Source organism: Streptomyces sp. NPDC048270, assembly GCF_040652335.1.
Classification (GTDB): Bacteria; Actinomycetota; Actinomycetes; order Streptomycetales; family Streptomycetaceae; genus Streptomyces.
On record NZ_JBEZLV010000001.1, the window covers coordinates 325,903 to 346,202 of the forward strand.

Consider the following 20,300-nt stretch of genomic DNA (forward strand, 5'->3'; position numbering starts at 1 on the left):
GCCGGCTCACACCGCCCCGGCACCGGTCAGCGACCGGACCTCGGTCTGCGCGTGCTTGCGCTCGTCCGCCTCCTCACCGGAGGTGACGGTGCCGAGCCAGCCCGCCAGGAACCCCAGCGGGATCGAGACGATGCCCGGGTTCTGCAAGGGGAAGACCTGGAAGTCCACGCCCGGGAAGAGCGATTCGGGGCTTCCGGAGACCACCGGCGACAAGACGACCAGCAGCACCGCCGGGACCAGGCCCCCGTACACCGACCAGACCGCCCCCCGCGTGGTGAAGGCCCGCCAGAAGAGCGAGTACAGCAGCACCGGCAGATTGGCCGAGGCGGCCACCGCGAAGGCCAGCCCCACCAGGAAGGCGACGTTGAGGTCCTGCGCGAGCAGCCCCAGCGCGATCGCCACCGCCCCGATGCCGACGGCCGCGACCCGGGCCACGGCGACCTCGCTGCGCTGCCTGGCGTGCCGCCGCTTGAGGGAGGCGTACAGGTCGTGCGCGACGGAGGCCGAGGAGGCGAGGGTGATCCCGGCGACCACGGCGAGGATGGTGGCGAAGGCGATGGCGGCCACGAAGGCGAACAGCACCGCGCCCCCGGTGGAGCCGGCGCCGCCGCCGAGGAAGGCCGCGAGCAGCGGAACGGCCGTGTTCCCCGAGGCGTTGGACGCCCGCACCTGGTCCGGTCCCACCAGGGCGGCGGCGCCGAAGCCGAGCACGATCGTCATCAGGTAGAAGCCGCCGATCAGCGCGATCGCCCACACCACCGACCGGCGGGCCGCCCGCGCCGTGGGCACGGTGTAGAAGCGCGACAGGATGTGGGGCAGCCCGGCGGTGCCCAGGACCAGCGCGAGGCCCAGGCTCATGAAGTCGAAGCGGGCCGTCCAGTCCCCGCCGTACTTCAGGCCGGGGCTCAGGAAGCGCAGCCCGTGCCCGCTGCGGTCGGCGGCGGTGGTGAGCAGTTGGTCGAAGTTCCCGTGGAAGCGCAGGAGCACGAGCACCGTGAGGGTGATCGCCCCGCCCATCAGCAGGACGGCCTTCACGATCTGGATCCATGTCGTGGCCCGCATCCCGCCGAAGGACACGTAGACCACCATCAGGGCGCCCACACCGATCACCGTGAGGGTCCGGGCCGTGGCCGTCGAGTTCCCGAGCAGCAGGCCGACCAGGCTGCCCGCGCCCACCATCTGCGCGACCAGGTAGAGCACGGAGACGACCACCGAGGAGGTGCCCGCCGCGATGCGCACGGGCCGCTCGCTCATCCGGGCGGCGACCACGTCGGCGAGGGTGAAGCGCCCGCAGTTGCGGACGAGTTCGGCGACGAGGAACAGCACCACCAGCCAGGCGACGAGGAAGCCCACCGAGTACAGCATTCCGTCGTAGCCGAAGAGGGCGATCAGTCCGGAGATGCCGAGGAAGGAGGCGGCGGACATGTAGTCGCCGGCGATGGCGAAACCGTTCTCCATCGGGGAGAACAGCCGACCGCCCGCGTAGAACTCCTCCGCCGACCCGTGCCGGTTCCGGCTGACCCAGGTGGTGATGCCCAGGGTCACCGCGATGAACACGCTGAACAGGATCAGCGCGAGGGTCTGGTGCTCGGTGGTCACCGGCCGGCCCCCTTCGCCCGGTTCCGCTCCTGGCCGCGCTCCTGCTCGAAGACGGTCCAGCGCAGGTCGAGCGCGGCCCGGTCCCGGCGCAGCCGCGCGTGCCGGGCGTAGGCCCAGGTCAGCAGGAAGGTGCTGAGGAACTGGCCGAGCCCCGCCACCATGGCCACGTTCACCGCGCCCGCCACGGGCCGGGCCATCAGACCGGGCGCGGCCGTGGCGGCGACCACGTAGGCGACGTACCAGAGGAAGAAACCGGCGGTCGCGGGGACGACGAACCTGCGGTAGCGGCTGCGGACCTCCTGGAAGGCGGCGCTGCGCTGCACTTCGAGGTAGATGTCGGATGCGCCGTGCGCGGGGTGCCCGCCGGGGGCCGGGTGGGGCGGGGAGGCGTCCCCTCCCTCGCCCCAGCCGACGGCCAGCGCGTCGTACCAGGGGTCGTCCAGCCGGATCGTTCCGGCATCACGACCTGCGTGCTTGTCCACCGAACTCTCCTTGTCCGCTGCCGCATTGGCCGCGTGCTCACAAGGATGTGCCGGGTTGTCGCTTTCCGGACTGGTGTCCCGTCGCTCTTCACTCCTTCAGGTGATGGAGTGAAGAGAGACGGTGTGCGAGGAGGACCGCCGGTCAGGCGTCGATGCGCGAGCGGTCCAGCGTGGCCGCGGAGCTGGTGATGAACTCCTTGCGCGGCGCCACCTCGTTGCCCATGAGCAGGTCGAAGACCGTCTCGGCGGAGTCCAGGTCGCCGATGTTGATCCTGCGCAGGGTCCGGAAGCGGGGATCCATGGTGGTCTCCGCCAGCTGGTCCGCGTCCATCTCGCCGAGGCCCTTGTAGCGCTGGATGGAGTCCTTGTACCGGATGTTCTTGCGCTGGTACTCCAGCAGCGTCTGGCGCAGTTCGTTGTCCGAGTACGTGTAGACGTACTTGTCCTGGCCCTTCTTCGGCTGGACCAGCTCGATCCGGTGCAGCGGCGGCACGGCCGCGAACACCCGGCCCGCCTCGACCATCGGACGCATGTACCGCTGGAAGAGCGTGAGCAGCAGGCAGCGGATGTGCGCGCCGTCCACATCGGCGTCGACGAGGAGGACGATCTTCCCGTACCGGGCGGCGTCGATGTCGAAGGTCCGGCCCGAGCCGGCTCCTATGACCTGGATGATCGCCCCGCACTCGGCGTTCTTGAGCATGTCCGAGACCGAGGACTTCTGGACGTTGAGGATCTTGCCCCGGATGGGCAGGAGCGCCTGGAACTCGGAGTTGCGGGCGAGCTTGGCGGTGCCGAGGGCGGAGTCCCCCTCGACGATGAAGAGCTCGCTGCGGTCCACGTCGTCGCTGCGGCAGTCGGCGAGCTTGGCGGGCAGCGAGGAGGACTCCAGCGCGGTCTTGCGGCGCTGCGCCTCCTTGTGCTGGCGGGCCGCGATCCGGGTCCGCGCCGCCGCGACGATCTTCTCCATCACCGAGCGCGCCTGCTGCTTGTCGTCGCGCTTGGTGGAGGTCAGGAACGCCTTGAGCTCCTTGGCGACGACGGCGGAGACGATCCGGGTGGCGGCCGAGGTGCCGAGGACCTCCTTGGTCTGGCCCTCGAACTGGGGTTCGGCGAGGCGGACGGTCACGACGGCCGTCATGCCCTCCATCGCGTCGTCCTTGACCACGTCGTCCTCGGCGACCCTCAGCAGCTTCGCCGAGCGCAGCACCTCGTTCACGGTCTTGGCGACCGAGCGCTCGAATCCCGAGACGTGGGTGCCGCCCTTGGGGGTGGCGATGATGTTCACGAAGGACTTGACGTTGGTCTCGTAGCCCGTGCCCCAGCGCAGGGCGATGTCCACGCCCAGCTCGCGGGTGACCTCGGTGGGGGTCATGTGGCCGCGGTCGTCGAGGACCGGGACGGTCTCCTTGAAGGTGCCCGTGCCGGTCAGGCGCAGGACGTCGCAGACGGCCTTGTCCTGGGCGAGGTACTCGCAGAACTCGCTGATGCCCCCGTCGAAGCGGAACGTCTCCTCGGTCTTGCCCGCGCCGTCGATGCCCCGCTCGTCGCGGACGACCAGGGTCAGGCCGGGGACGAGGAAGGCGGTCTGGCGGGCGCGCTGGTAGAGCGTCTCCAGGTTGAGCCGGGCTTCCTTGAGGAAGATCTGCCGGTCGGCCCAGTAGCGGATCCGGGTGCCGGTCTTGCCCTTGGCGATGCGCTTGGCCTTGCGCAGGCCGTTCGCGGGGTCGAAGGGGCTGTCGGGGCCCTGCTCGGTGAACATCCCGGGAACGCCGCGGCGGAAGCTGATCGCGTGCGTGGCGCTGCTCCGGTCCACCTCGACGTCGAGGCGGGCGGAGAGGGCGTTGACCACGGAGGCGCCGACGCCGTGCAGGCCGCCGGAGGCCGCGTACGAGCCGCCGCCGAACTTTCCGCCGGCGTGCAGCTTGGTCATGACGACCTCGACGCCGGACAGGCCGGTCTTGGGCTCGACGTCCACGGGGATGCCGCGGCCGTTGTCCCGGACCTCCACGGAGGCGTCCTCGTGGAGGATCACCTCGATGTGGTCGCAGTACCCGCCCAGGGCCTCGTCGACGGAATTGTCGATGATCTCCCAGAGGCAGTGCATGAGGCCCCGGCTGTCGGTGGAGCCGATATACATGCCGGGGCGCTTGCGGACGGCCTCCAGCCCTTCGAGGACGAGCAGGTGCCGCGCGGTGTAGTTGGAACCGTCCCGGTCTGCTCCGGACAGCAGCGCGCTGGAAGGCACGGACGTGTCGGCGGTCACGCAGTTCGCTCCTCGCTGAATTTCTTTTCTGGCCCGGTGGGGCGCAGGGGTGGCTCGGTTGCCCGTCGAAGGGTACCGAGGCCAGGTAGAGCCGATGCAACGCCACCCTCGCGCGTTCCTCAGCCTAGTCCAGATCCGCACGGATGTTCGATCCCCCGTGGGGGTGAAGGAAACATCACGTTCCCTTCCAGGCATGAACCATTTAGGGTTCGGGCACGTCCTCATGAACAACCTGGCACTCAGCCGGGGGAGGATGGAACTGCAACGAGCGAACGACTGACAACGCGAAACCGTAAAGCAACGCAATACGGCTCCTTCGCCGCCAACCGGCAACAGCCGGCCAGCTTCGGAAGGAAGTTTCGAGGAAAAGCCGCGAGCGGGAACGTTTTCGGCCTGGTTGGATGTTGACCCTGGTACGACAGCTCGTCGAGCTAGAGAAGAGGCGACGTGACTACTGTTCTGACACCCGCGACCCCGCTGACGGCCGCTGACCGATGCGACCGTTGCGGCGCCCAGGCATATCTGCGCGTCGTCCTGCTGAGCGGCGGTGAACTGCTCTTCTGCGCCCACCACGGTCGCAAGTTCGAGCCGGAACTCAAGAAGATCGCCGCGGAAATACAGGATGAGACCGAGCGGCTTACGTCCGCTCCGGCTGCCCAGGCCGAACCCGAGGACCGCTGACACAGGCCTGTTCCTCGCATCCGACGAGCCAGGACCGGCCAGGCCGGTCGACGGGCGGCATCCCCTGAGACCCAGGGGATGCCGCCCGTCCTCATATCCGCTCCCGGTGCCCGCTCCCCCGGCGGTACCGAAGCCGCGGCCTACGGCACCTGCACCGTGCGAGGGCCCGCCGCGACCCCTGGACCGGCCTCTGAGGCCCTCCCGGGGGTGGAGCCGAAGTCCTGCACCCCGACGGGCTGCGCGCCGCTCTCCGGGCCCGTCACGAAGCCGACGAGCGGCGCGATGCGCGTGTACACCCCCGGGCTGTCGGCCCGCCCGCAGCCGCGCCCCCACGACACCAGGCCGATGAGGCGCCCGTGGGCCACCAGCGGACCCCCGCTGTCGCCCTGGCAGGCGTCCTTGCCGCCGCCGTCGTCTCCGGCGCACACCATCGATTCCGCCCGGTACTGCCCGTTCAGGTCCCCCGGGTAGGCCCGCGCGCACGCCTCGTCGGAGAGCACGGTCACCCGCGCGGCACGCAGCGCGTACGCGTAGTCACCAAAGCCGCTGGTGTCACCCCACCCGTACACGGTCGCCTCGGTCCCGGGCGCGTAGGCGCCGTGGCCCGCTCCGGCCAGGGGAAGCACGTAGTGGGCGGGCAGGGACTCCGCGAGCTCCAGGACGGCCAGGTCGCCGGCGTTGCTCGCCGGGTCGTACTCCGGATTCACCCTGGCGCCGCGCACCGGGATCTCCCGGCCGTCGCTCGCCCGCAGCTCCGTACGCCCGGCGACCACCCGCAGGTCCCCCACCGACTCGACGGAGCCGCCCAGCACGTCGCGGCCCAGGCAGTGGGCCGCCGTCAGCACCTTCGCCGGGGCCACGACGACGCCTCCGCAGAACTGCCCGCCCCGCGTACCCCCGAACCGGTCACGGCTGGCCAGGGCCACGACCCAGGGGCTCTCGCCGACCTTGACCGGCTTGCCGCCGATCACCACGCTGTCCGCGGCCGCCCGGGGCGCCTGGGCCAGGGGCGCAGCGGCCACGCCCGCCGCCAAGGTCAGCGCTCCCGCCAGAGCGCGGGCAATGGGACGACGCATGAGGCCTCCTGACTCCGAGTGTGCATGACTCCACCCAGAGTGGGATGCCTGGTGGCCGTGCGCACCCGCGCGGCCACCAGCGCCCGTACCGGCCCCGGCGTCGGCCCGGTGCCGGTCCGCCGCCGGACGGGCCGGTCAGTCGAGGTAGTCGCGCAGCACCTGGGAACGGGAGGGGTGGCGCAGCTTCGACATCGTCTTGGACTCGATCTGGCGGATGCGCTCACGCGTGACGCCGTAGACCTTGCCGATCTCGTCGAGGGTCTTGGGCTGGCCGTCGGTGAGGCCGAAGCGCATCGAGACCACGCCGGCCTCGCGCTCGCTGAGGGTGTCGAGCACCGAGTGGAGCTGCTCCTGCAGGAGCGTGAAGCTCACGGCGTCGGCCGGGACGACGGCCTCGGAGTCCTCGATCAGGTCACCGAACTCGCTGTCCCCGTCCTCGCCGAGCGGCGTGTGCAGGGAGATCGGCTCGCGGCCGTACTTCTGGACCTCGATGACCTTCTCGGGGGTCATGTCGAGTTCCTTGGCCAGCTCCTCCGGGGTGGGCTCGCGGCCCAGGTCCTGGAGCATCTGGCGCTGCACGCGGGCGAGCTTGTTGATGACCTCGACCATGTGCACCGGGATGCGGATGGTGCGGGCCTGGTCGGCCATGGCGCGCGTGATCGCCTGGCGGATCCACCAGGTCGCGTACGTGGAGAACTTGTAGCCCTTGGTGTAGTCGAACTTCTCGACCGCGCGGATCAGACCCAGGTTGCCCTCCTGGATCAGGTCCAGGAAGAGCATGCCGCGGCCGGTGTAGCGCTTGGCGAGGGAGACCACGAGGCGGAGGTTGGCCTCCAGCAGGTGGTTCTTCGCCCGGCGGCCGTCCTCCGCGATGATCTCCAGCTCGCGCTTGAGCTTGGGCGCCAGCTTGTCCGCGTTCGCCAGCTTGTCCTCGGCGAACAGACCCGCCTCGATGCGCTTGGCGAGCTCGACCTCCTGCTCGGCGTTGAGCAGCGGGACCTTGCCGATCTGCTTGAGGTAGTCCTTGACGGGGTCGGCCGTGGCGCCGGCGACGACCACCTGCTGGGCGGGGGCGTCGTCCTCGTCGTCCGAGATGACGAAGCCCTTGTTCTCGCCGCCTTCCTCCTCCTCGTCGGCCTCGGCCTTGGCGGCGTCGGGACCCTCCTCGGGGGTCTCCTCGGCGCCGGCCTCGTCGGCGTCCTTCTTGGAGGCGGTCTTCTTCGCGGCCGTCTTCTTGGCGGCGGCCTTCTTGGCGGGTGCCGCCTTCTTCGCCGCCGTCTTCTTGGCCGCCGCCTTCTTCGCGGCGGGCTCGGTCCCGGGCTCCTGCGCGAGGGCGTCCGCGGTGTCCGGGTCGGCCGTCTCGGTCGCCGGGGCCGCCAGCGCGGTGGCCGCGGGCTGGGCCGCCGTGGTCTTGGCCGCCGCCTTCCTGGCCACGGGCTCGGTGGCCGTCCGCTTGGCCGGGCTCTTCGCTGCGACGCTCTTGCGGGTGGTGCGCTTGGGCGACTCCGCGGCACTGACCATCAGCGTCACACCCTCTTCCTCGAGGATCTGGTTGAGGCTGCGCAGAACATTCTTCCACTGGGTCGCAGGAATCTGGTCAGCCTCGAAGGCCCGACGCACGTCATCGCCGGCGATCTGCCCCTCGGCCTTGCCCCGCTCGATAAGCGCCATCACGGACTCGGATTCGGCGATCTCCGGCGGGAGCGTACGGGATGTGCTGGCCGACACGAACAACCTCTCGGAACGATGGGAACGGCTTCCGACCCCGGGCCTGATGGTGCTGGACCGGAGCCGACGACCACCGACTGGGGATGGGCCGGGGGCGCGGGCAGGGGCCGGGGAGCTGCACAGCACCCGCAAGGGCTGCTGTCTTCCCTCCGTCGGCCATCACCTCTTAGGTCATCGCGTGACCTCGCAGAGCGTTACGCCCAATCTTCGTGGCCCGAGTCACACCCCGTATGCGCCAATGCCGGTCATAGGGTCATACGCGCGGTTTCTGCCCCGATCGGATGCGGCACCGCACGCCGGTGTCGCCGGACCCTCCCCCGGATTCCGTCCGGGGGACCCCAGGGCCCGGCGACACGTCGTGCACCCCCGCGCCCGCGCGCGTACGCCCGTCAGTGCTCGCGCGGGGCGGGCACCACGCGCTCGACCTCCGGATGCACCGTCAGGAGCTGGCGCATGGCGCTCTCGGCGCCCGTGGCGTCGCCGGCCGCGAGGGCCTCGACCATCCGCGCGTGGTGCGCGACGCAGGTCTCGCTCGGGCGGTCGCAGGCGGTGAGGGGGCTGCCGGAGACCTGGAGCGCGGAGGAGACGATGCCGGAGAGGTGCTCGAGCATGCGGTTGCCCGCGACCTGGATCAGGAGCCCGTGGAACTCGTTGTCCGCGCGGGCGAAGGTGATCGAGTCGCCCTGGCCGAGGGCGTGGCCCATGATCTCGACCATGTCGGCGAGGCGCTGCTGGATGTCCGGGCGGCCGTGCCCGGCGGCGAGGCGGGCGGCGAGCGGCTCGATCGTCCAGCGGAGCTCGTTGAGCTCGCGGCGCTGGTCGTCGCGCTGGGGGCCGAAGGCGCGCCATTCGATGATGTCGGGGTCGAGCAGGTTCCAGTCGGCGACCGGGCGGACCCGGGTGCCGACGTTCGGGCGGGCGCTGACGAGGCCCTTGGCCTCCAGGACCCGGAGCGACTCGCGGACGACGGTCCGGGAGACCTCGAAGCGCTGGCCGATCTCCTCGGGGACCAGCGGGCGGTCCGCCCCGAGGTCGCCGGAAACGATCATCTGGCCGAGCTGCTGGACGAGTTGGCCGTGCAGGCCGCGGCCGCGGCTGCCGGCGGCGCGGCGGCCGACGCGGCTCAACTCGACGTCGGCGCCGTCCCAGTGGGGCGCTCCGACCCGGTCGGACCCGGGGGTCTCCGCGTAGGGGTAGCGATCGAGTTCGCCCGGGCCGGCGAGGCCGGAGTCGGCATGGCGGGCGGCGGTCATCATGGTGTGCGCAAGGGTACTCACGAATCCTTTGTCGGCCGTGCCTCCATCACCCTTGAGGTCTTTGGTGAAAAGCACACGAAAGGGTGATCGGTGCCACCTACGCAATTGACGACTTTCGTAAAGAACCGGGTCTTTTTCGGGGAGTTGCGGTCCGCGACACGCCAGGTGGACTCCAACGGTCCCGTACGGGCCTTCTGCGCACCGGAACGGTCACCAACGGACCCGGCTGCGCAGTCCGGTGAACCCATAGGCGCACAACAGGACCATCAGCGACAACACCAGAGCGGTGCCGACGGGTTGGGCCATCACCCGCAAGGCCCCCAGGACCAGGCGATCCGCTTCGGGCGGCCACTGCACCCAGGCCAGGCTCCGCAGCCGGGGCCCGAGTCCGGTGACCGGGTAGGCCGATGACCCCTCCAGCACCTTGCGCACCAGTGGCACCACCAGCACCGGCACGGCGACCACCGCGGCCAAGCCCGCGGTGGCGGACCGGAAGACACCGGAGGCCAGGACGCCGGCCCAGGCGCAGCCGATGAGCAGGCCGGCCCAACTCGCGGCCGGAGAGAGCCACTCCGCCGGGGTGCGCAGCGGGCCGCTGTCGAAGACGAGGGCCAGTGCGGCGGCGTCGGCCACCACCACCAGGGCGCCCAGCAGGAGGGCGAGGGCGGCGCAGACGCCGAGTTTGGCCGCGAGCAGTCCCATCCGGCGGGGCACGGTGCCGCGATCGGCGGCGAGCGCGGGGTAGCGGTACTCCTCGCCGAAGGCGAGGGCGCCGAGCAGACCCGCGCCGAGAGCGGCGGGCGGCAGCGGCAGCAGCTCGGGCCAGGCGGCGAGCATCCGGCTCTGCGGGGTGTGCCCGGCCCGGGCCATGACGAGGGCGGTCAGGACGGAGGCGACGGCGACGAGTGCAGCGGTGAGGACCGGCGTGGCGGTGCCGAAGATCCGGAGCAGCTCGTAGCGCAGCGGCCGCACGGGCCCGCCGACCCGGCGCACCGCCGAGGCGGGCCGCCGCGACCGTGCGCGCCGGGACGTCCCGCCCCAGGTCGCCTCGCCCGATGCCGCCTGGGAGGCGTGTTCGGATGCTTCCCCGGAGGCCGAATCGGACGCCGTACCGGAACCCGGCTCGGCGGCGGCCCGGGCGTGCGGGACCGGCGGCGCGGGAGCGCCCGCGTCTCCGGTCTCGTCGGCGAGGCGGTGGACCAGCACTCCGTGCTTGAACGCCGCCTCCCCGACCTCCGCGCAGCTGCTGCCGTAGACCGACAGGCGGCTGCCGCTCTCCTCGACGATCTCCACCGCACGCTGGGCGGCCCGGGCCTCCCGGCCCAGCACGTCGGCCAGCCGGGCCGCGTGCGGGGTGCGCACGGCGACCCGCGGTCGCAGCCGGGTCCGCGCGAACTCGGCCGCGTCCTGGTCGGCGATGAGCCGCCCCGCCTCGACGCTGACGACCCGGTCGGCGTGACGCACGGCCTCCTTGGCGTCGGCGGTGGTGAAGAGGACCGCTCCGCCGAGGGAGGCGTGGCCGCGCAGCAGCCCGTACAGCCAGCCGCTCTCGCGGGGCGAGAGGCCGGCGGCGGGCTCGTCCAGCAGCAGGGTGCAGGGGTCGGCGAGCAGCGCTGCGGCCAGCGCGACCCGGCGCTCCATGCCCAGCGACAGCGAGCCGAGCCGCTGGTCCCGCAGACCGGCGATCCCGACGACCTCGAGCATGGCGTCGGCCCGGGAGGCCGGCACCCCCGCGGCGGCGCAGAGCATCCGCAGCTGGTTGCGTACGGTGCGCGCGGGGTTGCCGGGGACATCGCCGAGCAGTACGCCGACCTCACGGCCGGGATGCGGGATCCGGTGCAGCGGACGGCCGCGGAAGTAGGTGACGCCGCGGCCGCGTTCGAGTTCGAGCATGAGCCGCAGTGCGGTGGTCTTGCCCGATCCCGGCTCGCCGAGCAGGGCGGTCACGCTCCCCGGGAGGACCTCGAGGGTGAGGTCGTCCACGAGGGGCGGGGCGTCGCGACGGGGGGTGCTGGTGAGTCCGATGGCCTGGAGCATCGCTTCTCTCGCGGGGTGTGAGACCGCTCTGCGGCAGCGTGAGTACCGCAAGCAAGATAACGCGATATGTCCGATTTACGGCGCAACCGGTCCGATGGAATGCCGATATCGCCGTCGGGTTGGCCCCGGATGCCGGGCACTGGCCGCGAGCCCCGGCGGCTGCCGCGCCGTCAGACCTCCGGGCGCAGCATCGGCGGGTTGAGCAGGGTGGCGCCGCCGGCCCGGAACAGCTGTGCGGGACGCCCGCCCTGACGGGTCGTCGTCCCTCCGACCGGCACCAGGAACCCGGGGGTCCCGGTGACCTTGCGGTGGAAGTTCCGCGGGTCGAGGGCCACGCCCCAGACGGCCTCGTAGACCCGGCGCAGCTCGCCCACGGTGAACTCGGGCGGGCAGAAGGCGGTGGCCAGGGAGGAGTACTCGATCTTGGAGCGGGCCCGCTCGACGCCGTCGGCGAGGATTCGGGCGTGGTCGAAGGCGAGTCCGGCGGAGGTCTCCTCCTCGGATGCCAGCAGCTCGTCGACGGGGGCCCAGCGGGCGCTGTTGGCGTCCCCGCCCGCACGGGGCGCCGGCAGGTCCGGAGCCAGCACCAGGTGCGCGACGCTGACCACGCGCATCCGCGGATCGCGCTTCGGATCACCGTACGTGGCCAGCTGTTCCAGATGGGCCCCGTTGCCCCCGCCCGGCATGGCCGGGTCGTGCGCGCACAGGCCGGTCTCCTCGGAGAGCTCCCGGGCCGCGGCACCCGCCAGGTCCTCGTCTCCGCGGACGAATCCGCCGGGCAGCGCCCAGCGCCCCTGGAACGGCTGCTCACCCCGCCGGACGACCAGCGCACACAGCGCGTGGCGCCGCACGGTGAGCACGACCAGGTCGACGGTGACGGCAAAGGGCGGAAAGGCCGACGGGTCGTAGGGCGACATGCCGCGATCATAGTCGTCTGCTTGACGATAAACAGCGCTTTGGTGACCTTGAAGCCGCCGTTCTGCGGGCCGACGACCTCCCGCCGCAGCGAGAGGACGCCCCTAACCTCCCAGTTGGAGCGCATCCGCGGCCTCCTCCACCATCCCGAGGCCGAGCCGGGTGACCCGGACGGCGAAGGGCTCCCCCGCTACGCGCAGGCCGGAGAGGCGCAGCGCCCCGAGGGGTGCGCCGGGGAGCGGGGCGAGGGCGACCGTGCCCGCCGGGGCGTCGGGCCGGATCCCGGCGAGTGCGGTGAGGACGTGGATCCCGGCCGCCGCGGCCACGGCGGCCGGGCGGCAGGCCGCCGGATGCGGGAGCGGGGCGCTGAGGGAGACGCGCTGCTCGGCCGCGAACATCTCCGGCAGCCGGTACCCGAAGGTCTCGGCCGCGTCGAGCAGGCCCCGGAGCAGGCCCGCGGCCTCCTTCTCGAAGCCCGCCTGCGCCAGTCCGGCCACCGCCACGGCGCTCTCGTACGCCCGCACCGCACCGGAGCGGTGTCCGAACGGGTTGTGGCCGGGCTCCTTGACGGCCATGCTCCGCAGCCCCCATCCGCAGTCCATGGCCGGGGCCCCGAGCAGCCGCGCCACCTGCTCGGTGCGGGCCCGGTCCAGGAGGCCCGGTGCGGGCCGGCCCCCGCCGAGGAGGCCGGTGTCGAGCAGGTGCGCGGCGGCTCCGGTGAGCCGGGGCAGCGGCCGGCCGTCGGGGTGCAGGGCCGCCGCCGGCCGGCCCCCGTCCGGACCGTCGATCCAGAACCGGGCCTGGAACCTCTCCCGCAGCGCGGCCGCCCACTGCCGCCATTCCTCGGCTCCGGGCCGTCCGCACGCGGCGAGCAGATCGGCTCCGAGGAGCGCGGCGCGGTGGGCGTGGGCCTGAGTCTCGCAACGCCGGGGTCCGGGATCGGGGTCGGCCAGGAATCCGTCGCCGCCCAGCGCTCCCCGCAGCCAGTCGAGGCACCCCTCGGCGGCGGGGAGCAGCCGGGCCACCGCGTCCTCCGGCATCCCCCACAGGCGGGCTTCGGCGAGCACGGCGGGAAAGGCCAGGGTCGCCTCCGTACCGGTGCAGCCCGGCGGGAGCTGGGGGCCCGCCCCCCGCAACGGGCCCGGGATCTTGCCCGCGTCGGGCCCGCTCCCGCCGTTCCGGCTGCGGGCCAGGATCCGCAGGGTAGCCTCGGCCAGCCCGGTCCCGAGCGGCAGCGCCATCCGCGCGGCCCACAGCGACTCCGCCGGTGCCAGGCCCAGCCGCCATGGCACCCCCGCGGCCACGAAGGCGTCGCCCGGCTCTGCGGGATCCCTGAGCAGCAGCGCCCTCAGATCCTCGACGCTGGTCCGGAACCACGCCTCGGCTCTCGGGTCGTCTCCCTCGGCCCGGGCGTCGGCGAGCGGATTGGCCACCTGTCCGGCGGGCGCCCGCGTGACGCGGTCCTGTGTGGTCCGCAGCTCGATGGTGCGCGACTCGCCGGGGCCCAGTTCGAGCACCCAGCGCAGCAGCCCCGAAGAGGCCAGCGCGTCGTCCGGCGGCGGATCAGCGGCGGTGACGGCCTGCGCCCCGCCGGTGCTCCACCGCAGGCCGGCGGCGTGCACCCCGGCGGGCAGCTCGGGCCCGGGATGCCCGGCGGCGACGGCGGCCAGCTCCGCCAGGTCGGTGCCGAGCAGCACCTCCACGGGCAGCCTGACCGGCCGGGCGGTGAAGCTGCGCAGGGTGATCCGCTCGGTGCCGTCCGCGTGCCGGACCCGCTCCACTCCGATGTCCGGGTCGGGGCCGGGCTCGGCTCCGGTGCGCACGGTCGCGGTGAAAGCGGCCCGGTCCGCGCCGAGGCTGCGCCCCTGGACGGCCACCGGGTCCCGCCCGGCGACGCGCAGCACGCAACGGGACAGCAGCCGGCGCCCGGCGCGGTAGATCCCGTCGATCCCGCGCCCCGTCAGCTGGCCGTGTACGGGCGAGATGGCCAGACAGGGCGCGGCGACGCAGATGACGGCGCCGTGCACGGGCGGCAGCTCGTGTCTGCGGGCGGCGGGCACGCCGGGTGGTCGGAGAGGTGCGGGGTGAGACATGCGTCGCCTTGTCTGCGCTCCGGTCGGTTCAGCTGGGCGGCGGCACGGCCGGGCCCCCGCCACCCTCCAGGGGAACGTCCTCACCCCCTCCCGGGTCACGGGCCGCGGCGCCGGACGCGCGCGGCCGGGGCGGGGCGGGCGCCGCACGGCGGCCCCCAGGGAGCTCCGGATGCGCCGCAGCAGGGTGCCGCCGCGAAGCGGGCGGGGGCTCACTGCCCGCTCCCCGCGGTGCGGCGGGAGTCGCGGCTCGGGGCCGGCCTGCCCCGGCGGCCGGGGGGCCGCCCGCCCGCCGGCCGGCGGCCCCGCCGGGGTTCGCGGCCGCGACGCTCCTCCCGCAGGCACTGGCGCAGTCCCTCGGGGTCGATGCCCTCGTTGCAGGCGTGGTGGAGCAGTTGGGCGAAGCGGTAGTCGGCGTCCGCCCGCAGGGCCAGGCCGAGGGTGATCCGGGCGGTCGGCTCGTCCCCGGTGGACCAGGACACCCAGCCCGCGAGGGTGAGCGGAGCCGCCGCGTGTTCGCCGTACGCGCCGACGCAGCGGCGGGCGAGGGCCCGCCACAGCCGCAGGGCGGGGCCCGCCTCCTCGTCCTCCATCCACTCGGCCGCGATGTCCCGGATCTCGCGGTCCTGGAGGCCGAGGATCAGGGCGGCCGCCTCGTCGTGGCCGAGCAGTGCGTCGTCCCGGTCGTCGGCGTGGGCGCCCTCGACGGGCGGGGCGAGGGTGATCCGCCGCATCAGCGCCCGGGCCAGTGCCAGGGTCTCGGCGCCGACCTCCTGCCGGGTCGCCCCGTCGAGGATCTTCGGCACGAGGGCGGCGGCCGCACGGTCCAGGGCCCTTTCCATCTCCGCGGCCACGGGGCCGCCCAGGGGCGCCAGCCGTCCCTCGATCTCCTTGAGCGAGCCCCGGACCTGGAGGCCGGCGAAGGTCGCCGCGGCGGCCATCACCGAGGTGCCGACCGCGGCCAGCGGGCTGCCTTCAGCAGGGCAGCAGCGCTGGTCGGGGCAGACGTAGGACCAGAAGCGGCCGGCGGAGAGGCACAGCGCCTCGAGCACCGGCACGTCCAGGGCGCCGCAGGCGAGCCTGATGCGCTGGGCGAGCGGCCGCAGCCGGGTCATCACCCGCTGCCCGCTCTCCCCGTCGAGCGGCTCCTGGCAGAGGAAGACGACGATGCCGTCGGGCTTGATCCCGCGCCGTTCGCTGCCGCGGATCAGGCAGTCGGCCACCTGCCGCGCGGTGTCCTCCCATTCCGCGGGGGTGGCCGGGATGCCGACGCGCAGCCGGCCGCCGAAACGGCCGCCCTCGCCGTGCACGGCGACCATGACGAGGGAGTCGGTGGGGTGGAAGCCGAGCATGTAGGGCAGCGCGTCGGCCAGTTCGGCCGGGCTGCGCAGGGTGATCCGGGAGTCGGTGGTGGATCCGGCGGCGGCGGTGGGCGGCCGGTCGGACGGGTTGCGTGATGCGCGTTCGTTCGTCATGCCCCGAAGGTCCCGCGCAAGATCCGATCGCGAAAGCCCTGTGGATAACCAATTCAAGTTTCAACATCCACAGGTCCAGAGCGGCATTGGCGCGATGTCAGAGGCATCGGGTTGCATGGGGGCATGAACGCAGACCTGAGGTCCTCGGCCGACTCCGTACTAGCCCGCCTCGTGGGCGACCCCACGGGCACGGCTCGGCTGCGCGAGGACCAGTGGCGGGCGATCGAGGCGCTGGTCGCGCACAAGCGCCGGGCGCTGGTGGTGCAGCGCACGGGCTGGGGCAAGTCCGCGGTGTACTTCGTCGCCACCTCGCTGCTGCGGGCGAGCGGCGCCGGACCCACCGTGATCGTCTCCCCGCTCCTCGCGCTGATGCGCAACCAGGTCGAGGCCGCAGCCCGCGCCGGCATCCGCGCCCGCACCATCAACTCCGCCAACCCCGAAGAGTGGGAGGGCATCCAGGCCGAGGTCGCGGCGGGCGAGGTGGACGTCCTGCTGGTGAGCCCGGAGCGGCTCAACAACCCCGACTTCCGCGACCAGGTCCTGCCCAAGCTCTCCGCCGCCACCGGACTCCTCGTGGTGGACGAGGCCCACTGCATCTCCGACTGGGGACACGACTTCCGCCCGGACTACCGCAGGCTGCGCACCATGCTGGCCGATCTCCCGCCGGGCGTCCCGGTGCTGGCCACGACCGCCACGGCCAACGCCCGCGTGACCGCCGACGTCGCCGAGCAGCTCGGCACCGGCGCCGGCACGGACGCGCTCGTGCTGCGCGGCCCGCTGGACCGCGAGAGCCTGAGCCTGGGTGTGCTCACGCTGCCGGACGCGGCGCACCGGCTGGCCTGGCTCGCCGACCACCTCGGCGACCTGCCCGGCTCCGGGATCATCTACACACTGACGGTCGCGGCGGCCGAGGAGGTCACCGCGTACCTGCGCCACCGCGGGCACACCGTGTCCTCGTACACGGGGAAGACGGAGAACGCCGACCGGCAGCAGGCCGAGGACGACCTCCAGGCCAACCGGGTCAAGGCACTGGTGGCCACCTCCGCCCTGGGCATGGGCTTCGACAAGCCCGACCTCGGCTTCGTCGTGCACCTGGGCTCCCCCTCGTCCCCCATCGCCTACTACCAGCAGGTCGGCCGCGCCGGCCGCGGCGTGGAGCACGCGGAGGTCCTGCTCCTGCCCGGCCGGGAGGACGAGGCGATCTGGCAGTACTTCGCGTCGGTGGCCTTCCCGCCCGAGGAGCAGGTGCGCCGCACGCTGGACGTACTCGCCCAGGCGGGCCGGCCGCTGTCGCTGCCCGCCCTGGAGCCGCTGGTCGACCTGCGCCGCACCCGGCTGGAGACGATGCTCAAGGTCCTGGACGTGGACGGCGCCGTGCACCGGGTCAAGGGCGGCTGGACCTCGACCGGCGAGCCGTGGGCCTACGACGCCGAGCGCTACGCCTGGGTGGCCCGCCAGCGGGCCGCGGAGCAGCAGGCCATGCGCGACTACGCGGCGGCCACCGGGTGCCGGATGGAGTTCCTGCGCCGCCAGCTCGACGACGAACAGGCCGCCCCCTGCGGCCGCTGCGACAACTGCGCCGGGGCCCGGTTCACGGCGGACGTGTCCACCGCCGCGCTGGACACCGCCCGCGGTGAACTCGGCCGCCCGGGCGTGGAGCTGGAGCCGCGCAAGATGTGGCCGACCGGACTCGCGGCGGTCGGCGTCGACCTCAAGGGCCGCATCCCGGCAGGGGAACTGGCCTCCACGGGCCGGGCGCTCGGCCGGCTCTCCGACATCGGCTGGGGCAACCGGCTGCGCCCGATGCTCGCCCAGCAGAGCCCGGACCAGCCGATCCCGGACGACGTCGCCCAGGCCGTGGTGGCCGTCCTCGCCGACTGGGCCCGCGGGCCGGGCGGCTGGGCCTCGGGCGCCCCGGACGCGCCGGCCAGGCCGGTGGGCGTGGTCGCGCTGCCGTCGCGGAGCCGGCCCCAGCTGGTCGGCTCCCTGGCCGCGCGCATCGCGGAGGTCGGGCGGCTGCCGCTGCTCGGCACGATCGAGTACACCGACCAGGTCCCGGAGTACGGCCTGCCCTCCTCCAACAGCGCCCAGCGGGTACGGGGACTCCACCAGGCCTTGAGCGTGCCCCCGGCCCTGGGGGCCACGCTGGCCGAGGCAGCGGGACCGGTGCTCCTCGTGGACGACCGCGCGGAGAGCGGCTGGACCCTCGCCGTGGCCGCCCGGCTGCTCCGGCGGGCGGGCGCGAAGGGGGTGTTCCCGCTGGTACTGGCGCTTCAGCCCTAGCCGAATGCGTCATCTCCGGCCTGACGGGGCAAGGATATGAACGGCATACCGGCGAATTCCGGTCGGCGGCTCCAATTGCTCGTTGCCGCATGCTCGCGGGCCACGCGAGAATTGGAGTGCTCCCGCCCGGCTCCCCGGCATCCTCCTGGGCCGTGCTGCGGCGCGCCCACACTCCAGCCGTGCCCGTCCGCGGGCGTGTACCCGAAGGGAGGACCGTGACCTTCGGATTCGCCCCGCCCTCGACCACGTCCCTGATCATGGCAACCGGCGGCGCCAGCCGGCACGGCCGGCTGCTGGAACCCGCTGAGTGGACGGCAGCAGGCATCCCCCTGCTCCGCAACCCCCGCGAGGTCGTCAGCGGCCTGCACTCCCGGCACAGCCCCGTGGCCTCGACGGCGGTCATCGCCGTCCTCGGCCCGGAGGAGCAACTCGTCGCGAGCGCCTCCTTCGTGCAGCGGTCGGCCACGGCCGACGGCTGGGAATACCGCAACGCGCTGCTGTCCCGCCTGCGCCGGGTCATCCCGCACGACCTGCGGCGCCGGACCCCGGTGCGCACGGCGGTGCTGCTCTACTGCCGCGAGGGCGACGAGCGGTGGACCGAGGAGGACGGTGCCTGGATGTGGGGGCTGCGCGACGCCTGCACCCTGCACGGGCTGCGCTGCGGCGCGTACATCACGCTGACCCGCGAGGGCTGGCAGGTCCTGGGCGAGGGCCGGGGCGGCCGGCGGCCCAGCTCGGACTCACGTCCCGACCGGCTCGGCGACACGGCGGCCGAGTTCGCCCCCGTCGCCCTGCACACCGGCGGCGGCGCGGCCGAGGCACTGCGCCGGACCGCCGCACGCTGAGCCTCGTCCGGCCCGCGGGCCGGACGGGTGCGTACGGCGCATCGGCCTTCGGGCTTCAGCGGGGCCGGCCCACGGCCCGCCCCGCCCCACCCCTCGGACGTGCCGGGATACGGGACGTCAGACGCCCGCACCCAGCACGGTGTTGATCTGCTGCGGATCGCCGCACACGATCAGCAGTGCAGCGGCACGCGTGAGCACGACCGGCAGGAAGCCCGCGACCGTGTCGACCGCTCCGCCGTTGGCGGCGAAGACGACGACGGGACGGCCCCCGGCGCGCTGGGCCTGAGCGGCGTCCGCGTAGAAGACGTCGTCCCCGGCGTCGTGCAGGGCCCAGTACGCGGCCTCACCGAAGGACAGCTCGTGAGCGGCCCACGGGTGCGGGTCGCCGGTGGTGAGGACGAGGATGTCACCGGGTGCGCGCCCGGTGTCGAGCAGCAGGTCCACGGCCTCTTCGGCCGCGTCGAGCGCACCTTCGGCGGAGGCCGGGATCAGCTGGATCTGCGGAACCGCCGCCGAGACGGACGGAGCCGCGGGGGCGGCGGGTACGGATCCGGGGGCGGCCTGCGGCGCACGCTGCGCGGGCGGGGCGGCGGGCCTGGGGGCGGCGCCACCCGCGCGGCTCGCCGCCACGGGGGTAGGACCGGGGCGTCCGGGCAGCGGGACGGCTGCGGGACGCGGACCAGGTACGGGGCGGGGGGTCTGCGCGGTGCGGCTCGGCGCCGGCGTGACGCGGGGACCCTGGGCACTCTCGTGAATCTGAGGCTCCTCGATGGCGTGGTGAGAGGCGTGACGTGATGACTATCAAACACCGGTACGAAACGTACCGGCCGGTGGCACGTGGGTGCGATCAGAAATCGAAGCCGAGTTGGCCTCCGTTTTCCAGCTCCATCGACTCCTCGCTGCGGCGCACCTTCTTGAGGTGGCGCCACTGGGGAAGCGCGTCGAGGTACGACCAGGAGAGCCGGTGGTAGGGGGTGGGTCCCAACTCCCGCAGTGCCTCCTTGTGCACGGGCGAGGGATACCCGGCGTTGGCGGCGAAGGCGAACTGCTCGAAGCCTCCGCCCAGGCCGCCGAGTTCGGCCATCATCCGGTCGCGGCGGACCTTGGCTATGACCGAGGCCGCCGCGACGGCGACGCACGACTGGTCGCCCTTGATCACCGTACGGACCTGCCAGGGTGCGCCGAGATAGTCGTGCTTGCCGTCCAGGATGACCGCGTCGGGCCGCACCGGCAGGGCGCCCAGGGCGCGCTCCGCCGCGAGCCGCAGGGCGGCGGTCATCCCCAGCTCGTCGATCTCCTCCGGGGAGGCGTCGCCGAGGGCGTAGGCGGTGACCCAGGTCTCCAGGACGCCGACGAGGGCATCGCGTCGCTTGGGTGTGAGGAGTTTGGAGTCGGTGAGCCCTGCGGGCGGCCGGCGCAGACCGGTGATGGCCGCGCACACGGTGACGGGACCGGCCCAGGCCCCTCGTCCGACTTCGTCGACCCCGGCGATGACCTTGGCGCCGGTGGTTGCACGGAGGGAGCGTTCGACGGTGTGGGTGGGTGCTTCGTACGGCATGGCGCCAGCAAG

The 20,300-nt window shown here is 73.2% G+C and carries 15 protein-coding genes; 3 read left to right on the forward strand and 12 right to left on the reverse strand.

All coding sequences use genetic code 11. The features are described 5' to 3' along the window. Positions 1 to 6: 6 nt before the first annotated feature. The 3 genes from AB0D66_RS01145 to AB0D66_RS01155 form a co-directional block, all read right to left on the reverse strand. Positions 7 to 1,599 (reverse strand): cation acetate symporter, encoded by a 1,593-nt coding sequence (locus AB0D66_RS01145; RefSeq protein WP_362294716.1) that lies wholly within the window; start codon positions 1,597 to 1,599, stop codon positions 7 to 9. After that, on the reverse strand, positions 1,596 to 2,081 hold the full coding sequence (locus tag AB0D66_RS01150; RefSeq protein WP_362294719.1) for a DUF485 domain-containing protein: 486 nt from the start codon (positions 2,079 to 2,081) through the stop codon (positions 1,596 to 1,598). The genes AB0D66_RS01145 and AB0D66_RS01150 overlap by 4 nt, the downstream gene beginning before the upstream one ends. 142 nt (positions 2,082 to 2,223) lie before the next feature. Further along, on the reverse strand, positions 2,224 to 4,344 hold the full coding sequence (locus AB0D66_RS01155) for a DNA topoisomerase IV subunit B (protein ID WP_362294721.1): 2,121 nt from the start codon (positions 4,342 to 4,344) through the stop codon (positions 2,224 to 2,226). Positions 4,345 to 4,791: 447 nt separating this feature from the next. On the opposite strand from AB0D66_RS01155, the gene AB0D66_RS01160 reads away from it, so the two are divergent. Continuing rightward, complete coding sequence (locus AB0D66_RS01160; protein ID WP_073909852.1) at positions 4,792 to 5,025, forward strand: hypothetical protein; 234 nt, start codon at positions 4,792 to 4,794, stop codon at positions 5,023 to 5,025. A 140-nt stretch (positions 5,026 to 5,165) separates the two neighbouring features. Here the strand turns inward: AB0D66_RS01160 and AB0D66_RS01165 are convergent, their stop codons facing one another. The 7 genes from AB0D66_RS01165 to AB0D66_RS01195 form a co-directional block, all read right to left on the reverse strand. Further along, complete coding sequence (locus AB0D66_RS01165) at positions 5,166 to 6,101, reverse strand: serine protease (RefSeq protein ID WP_362294723.1); 936 nt, start codon at positions 6,099 to 6,101, stop codon at positions 5,166 to 5,168. Between the two features lie 135 nt (positions 6,102 to 6,236). Beyond that, entirely contained in the window at positions 6,237 to 7,835 is a 1,599-nt protein-coding gene (locus AB0D66_RS01170; protein WP_362294725.1) for an RNA polymerase sigma factor, read from the reverse strand. 383 nt (positions 7,836 to 8,218) lie between these two features. Then, positions 8,219 to 9,106 carry a FadR/GntR family transcriptional regulator gene (locus AB0D66_RS01175; protein WP_362294728.1) on the reverse strand — a complete coding sequence of 296 codons (888 nt, stop codon included), beginning with the start codon at positions 9,104 to 9,106 and terminating at the stop codon, positions 8,219 to 8,221. A 189-nt stretch (positions 9,107 to 9,295) separates the two neighbouring features. Continuing rightward, complete coding sequence (locus AB0D66_RS01180) at positions 9,296 to 11,122, reverse strand: ATP-binding cassette domain-containing protein (RefSeq protein ID WP_362294730.1); 1,827 nt, start codon at positions 11,120 to 11,122, stop codon at positions 9,296 to 9,298. Positions 11,123 to 11,292: 170 nt separating this feature from the next. After that, positions 11,293 to 12,039 carry an NUDIX domain-containing protein gene (locus tag AB0D66_RS01185; protein ID WP_362294733.1) on the reverse strand — a complete coding sequence of 249 codons (747 nt, stop codon included), beginning with the start codon at positions 12,037 to 12,039 and terminating at the stop codon, positions 11,293 to 11,295. Positions 12,040 to 12,141: 102 nt separating this feature from the next. Next, complete coding sequence (locus tag AB0D66_RS01190; RefSeq protein ID WP_362294735.1) at positions 12,142 to 14,130, reverse strand: glycogen debranching N-terminal domain-containing protein; 1,989 nt, start codon at positions 14,128 to 14,130, stop codon at positions 12,142 to 12,144. Positions 14,131 to 14,339: 209 nt separating this feature from the next. Next, on the reverse strand, positions 14,340 to 15,602 hold the full coding sequence (locus AB0D66_RS01195) for a DUF4192 domain-containing protein (protein ID WP_362294738.1): 1,263 nt from the start codon (positions 15,600 to 15,602) through the stop codon (positions 14,340 to 14,342). 123 nt (positions 15,603 to 15,725) lie between these two features. Between AB0D66_RS01195 and AB0D66_RS01200 the strand changes: the two genes are divergently transcribed. Both AB0D66_RS01200 and AB0D66_RS01205 read left to right on the forward strand, forming a co-directional pair. Next, positions 15,726 to 17,885 carry a RecQ family ATP-dependent DNA helicase gene (locus AB0D66_RS01200; RefSeq protein ID WP_362294741.1) on the forward strand — a complete coding sequence of 720 codons (2,160 nt, stop codon included), beginning with the start codon at positions 15,726 to 15,728 and terminating at the stop codon, positions 17,883 to 17,885. A gap of 215 nt (positions 17,886 to 18,100) precedes the next feature. After that, positions 18,101 to 18,730, forward strand: a complete 630-nt coding sequence (locus tag AB0D66_RS01205) for a hypothetical protein (protein ID WP_362294744.1) — start codon at positions 18,101 to 18,103, stop codon at positions 18,728 to 18,730. 117 nt (positions 18,731 to 18,847) lie between these two features. Here AB0D66_RS01205 and AB0D66_RS01210 read toward each other — a convergent pair whose 3' ends face one another. Together AB0D66_RS01210 and AB0D66_RS01215 are read right to left on the reverse strand one after the other, a co-directional pair. Further along, a complete protein-coding gene (locus AB0D66_RS01210; RefSeq protein WP_362294946.1) occupies positions 18,848 to 19,501 on the reverse strand; it encodes a hypothetical protein in 654 nt (217 codons plus the stop codon). Positions 19,502 to 19,577: 76 nt separating this feature from the next. After that, positions 19,578 to 20,288 carry a ribonuclease HII gene (locus AB0D66_RS01215; protein ID WP_362294747.1) on the reverse strand — a complete coding sequence of 237 codons (711 nt, stop codon included), beginning with the start codon at positions 20,286 to 20,288 and terminating at the stop codon, positions 19,578 to 19,580. Between the last annotated feature and the right edge of the window lie 12 nt (positions 20,289 to 20,300).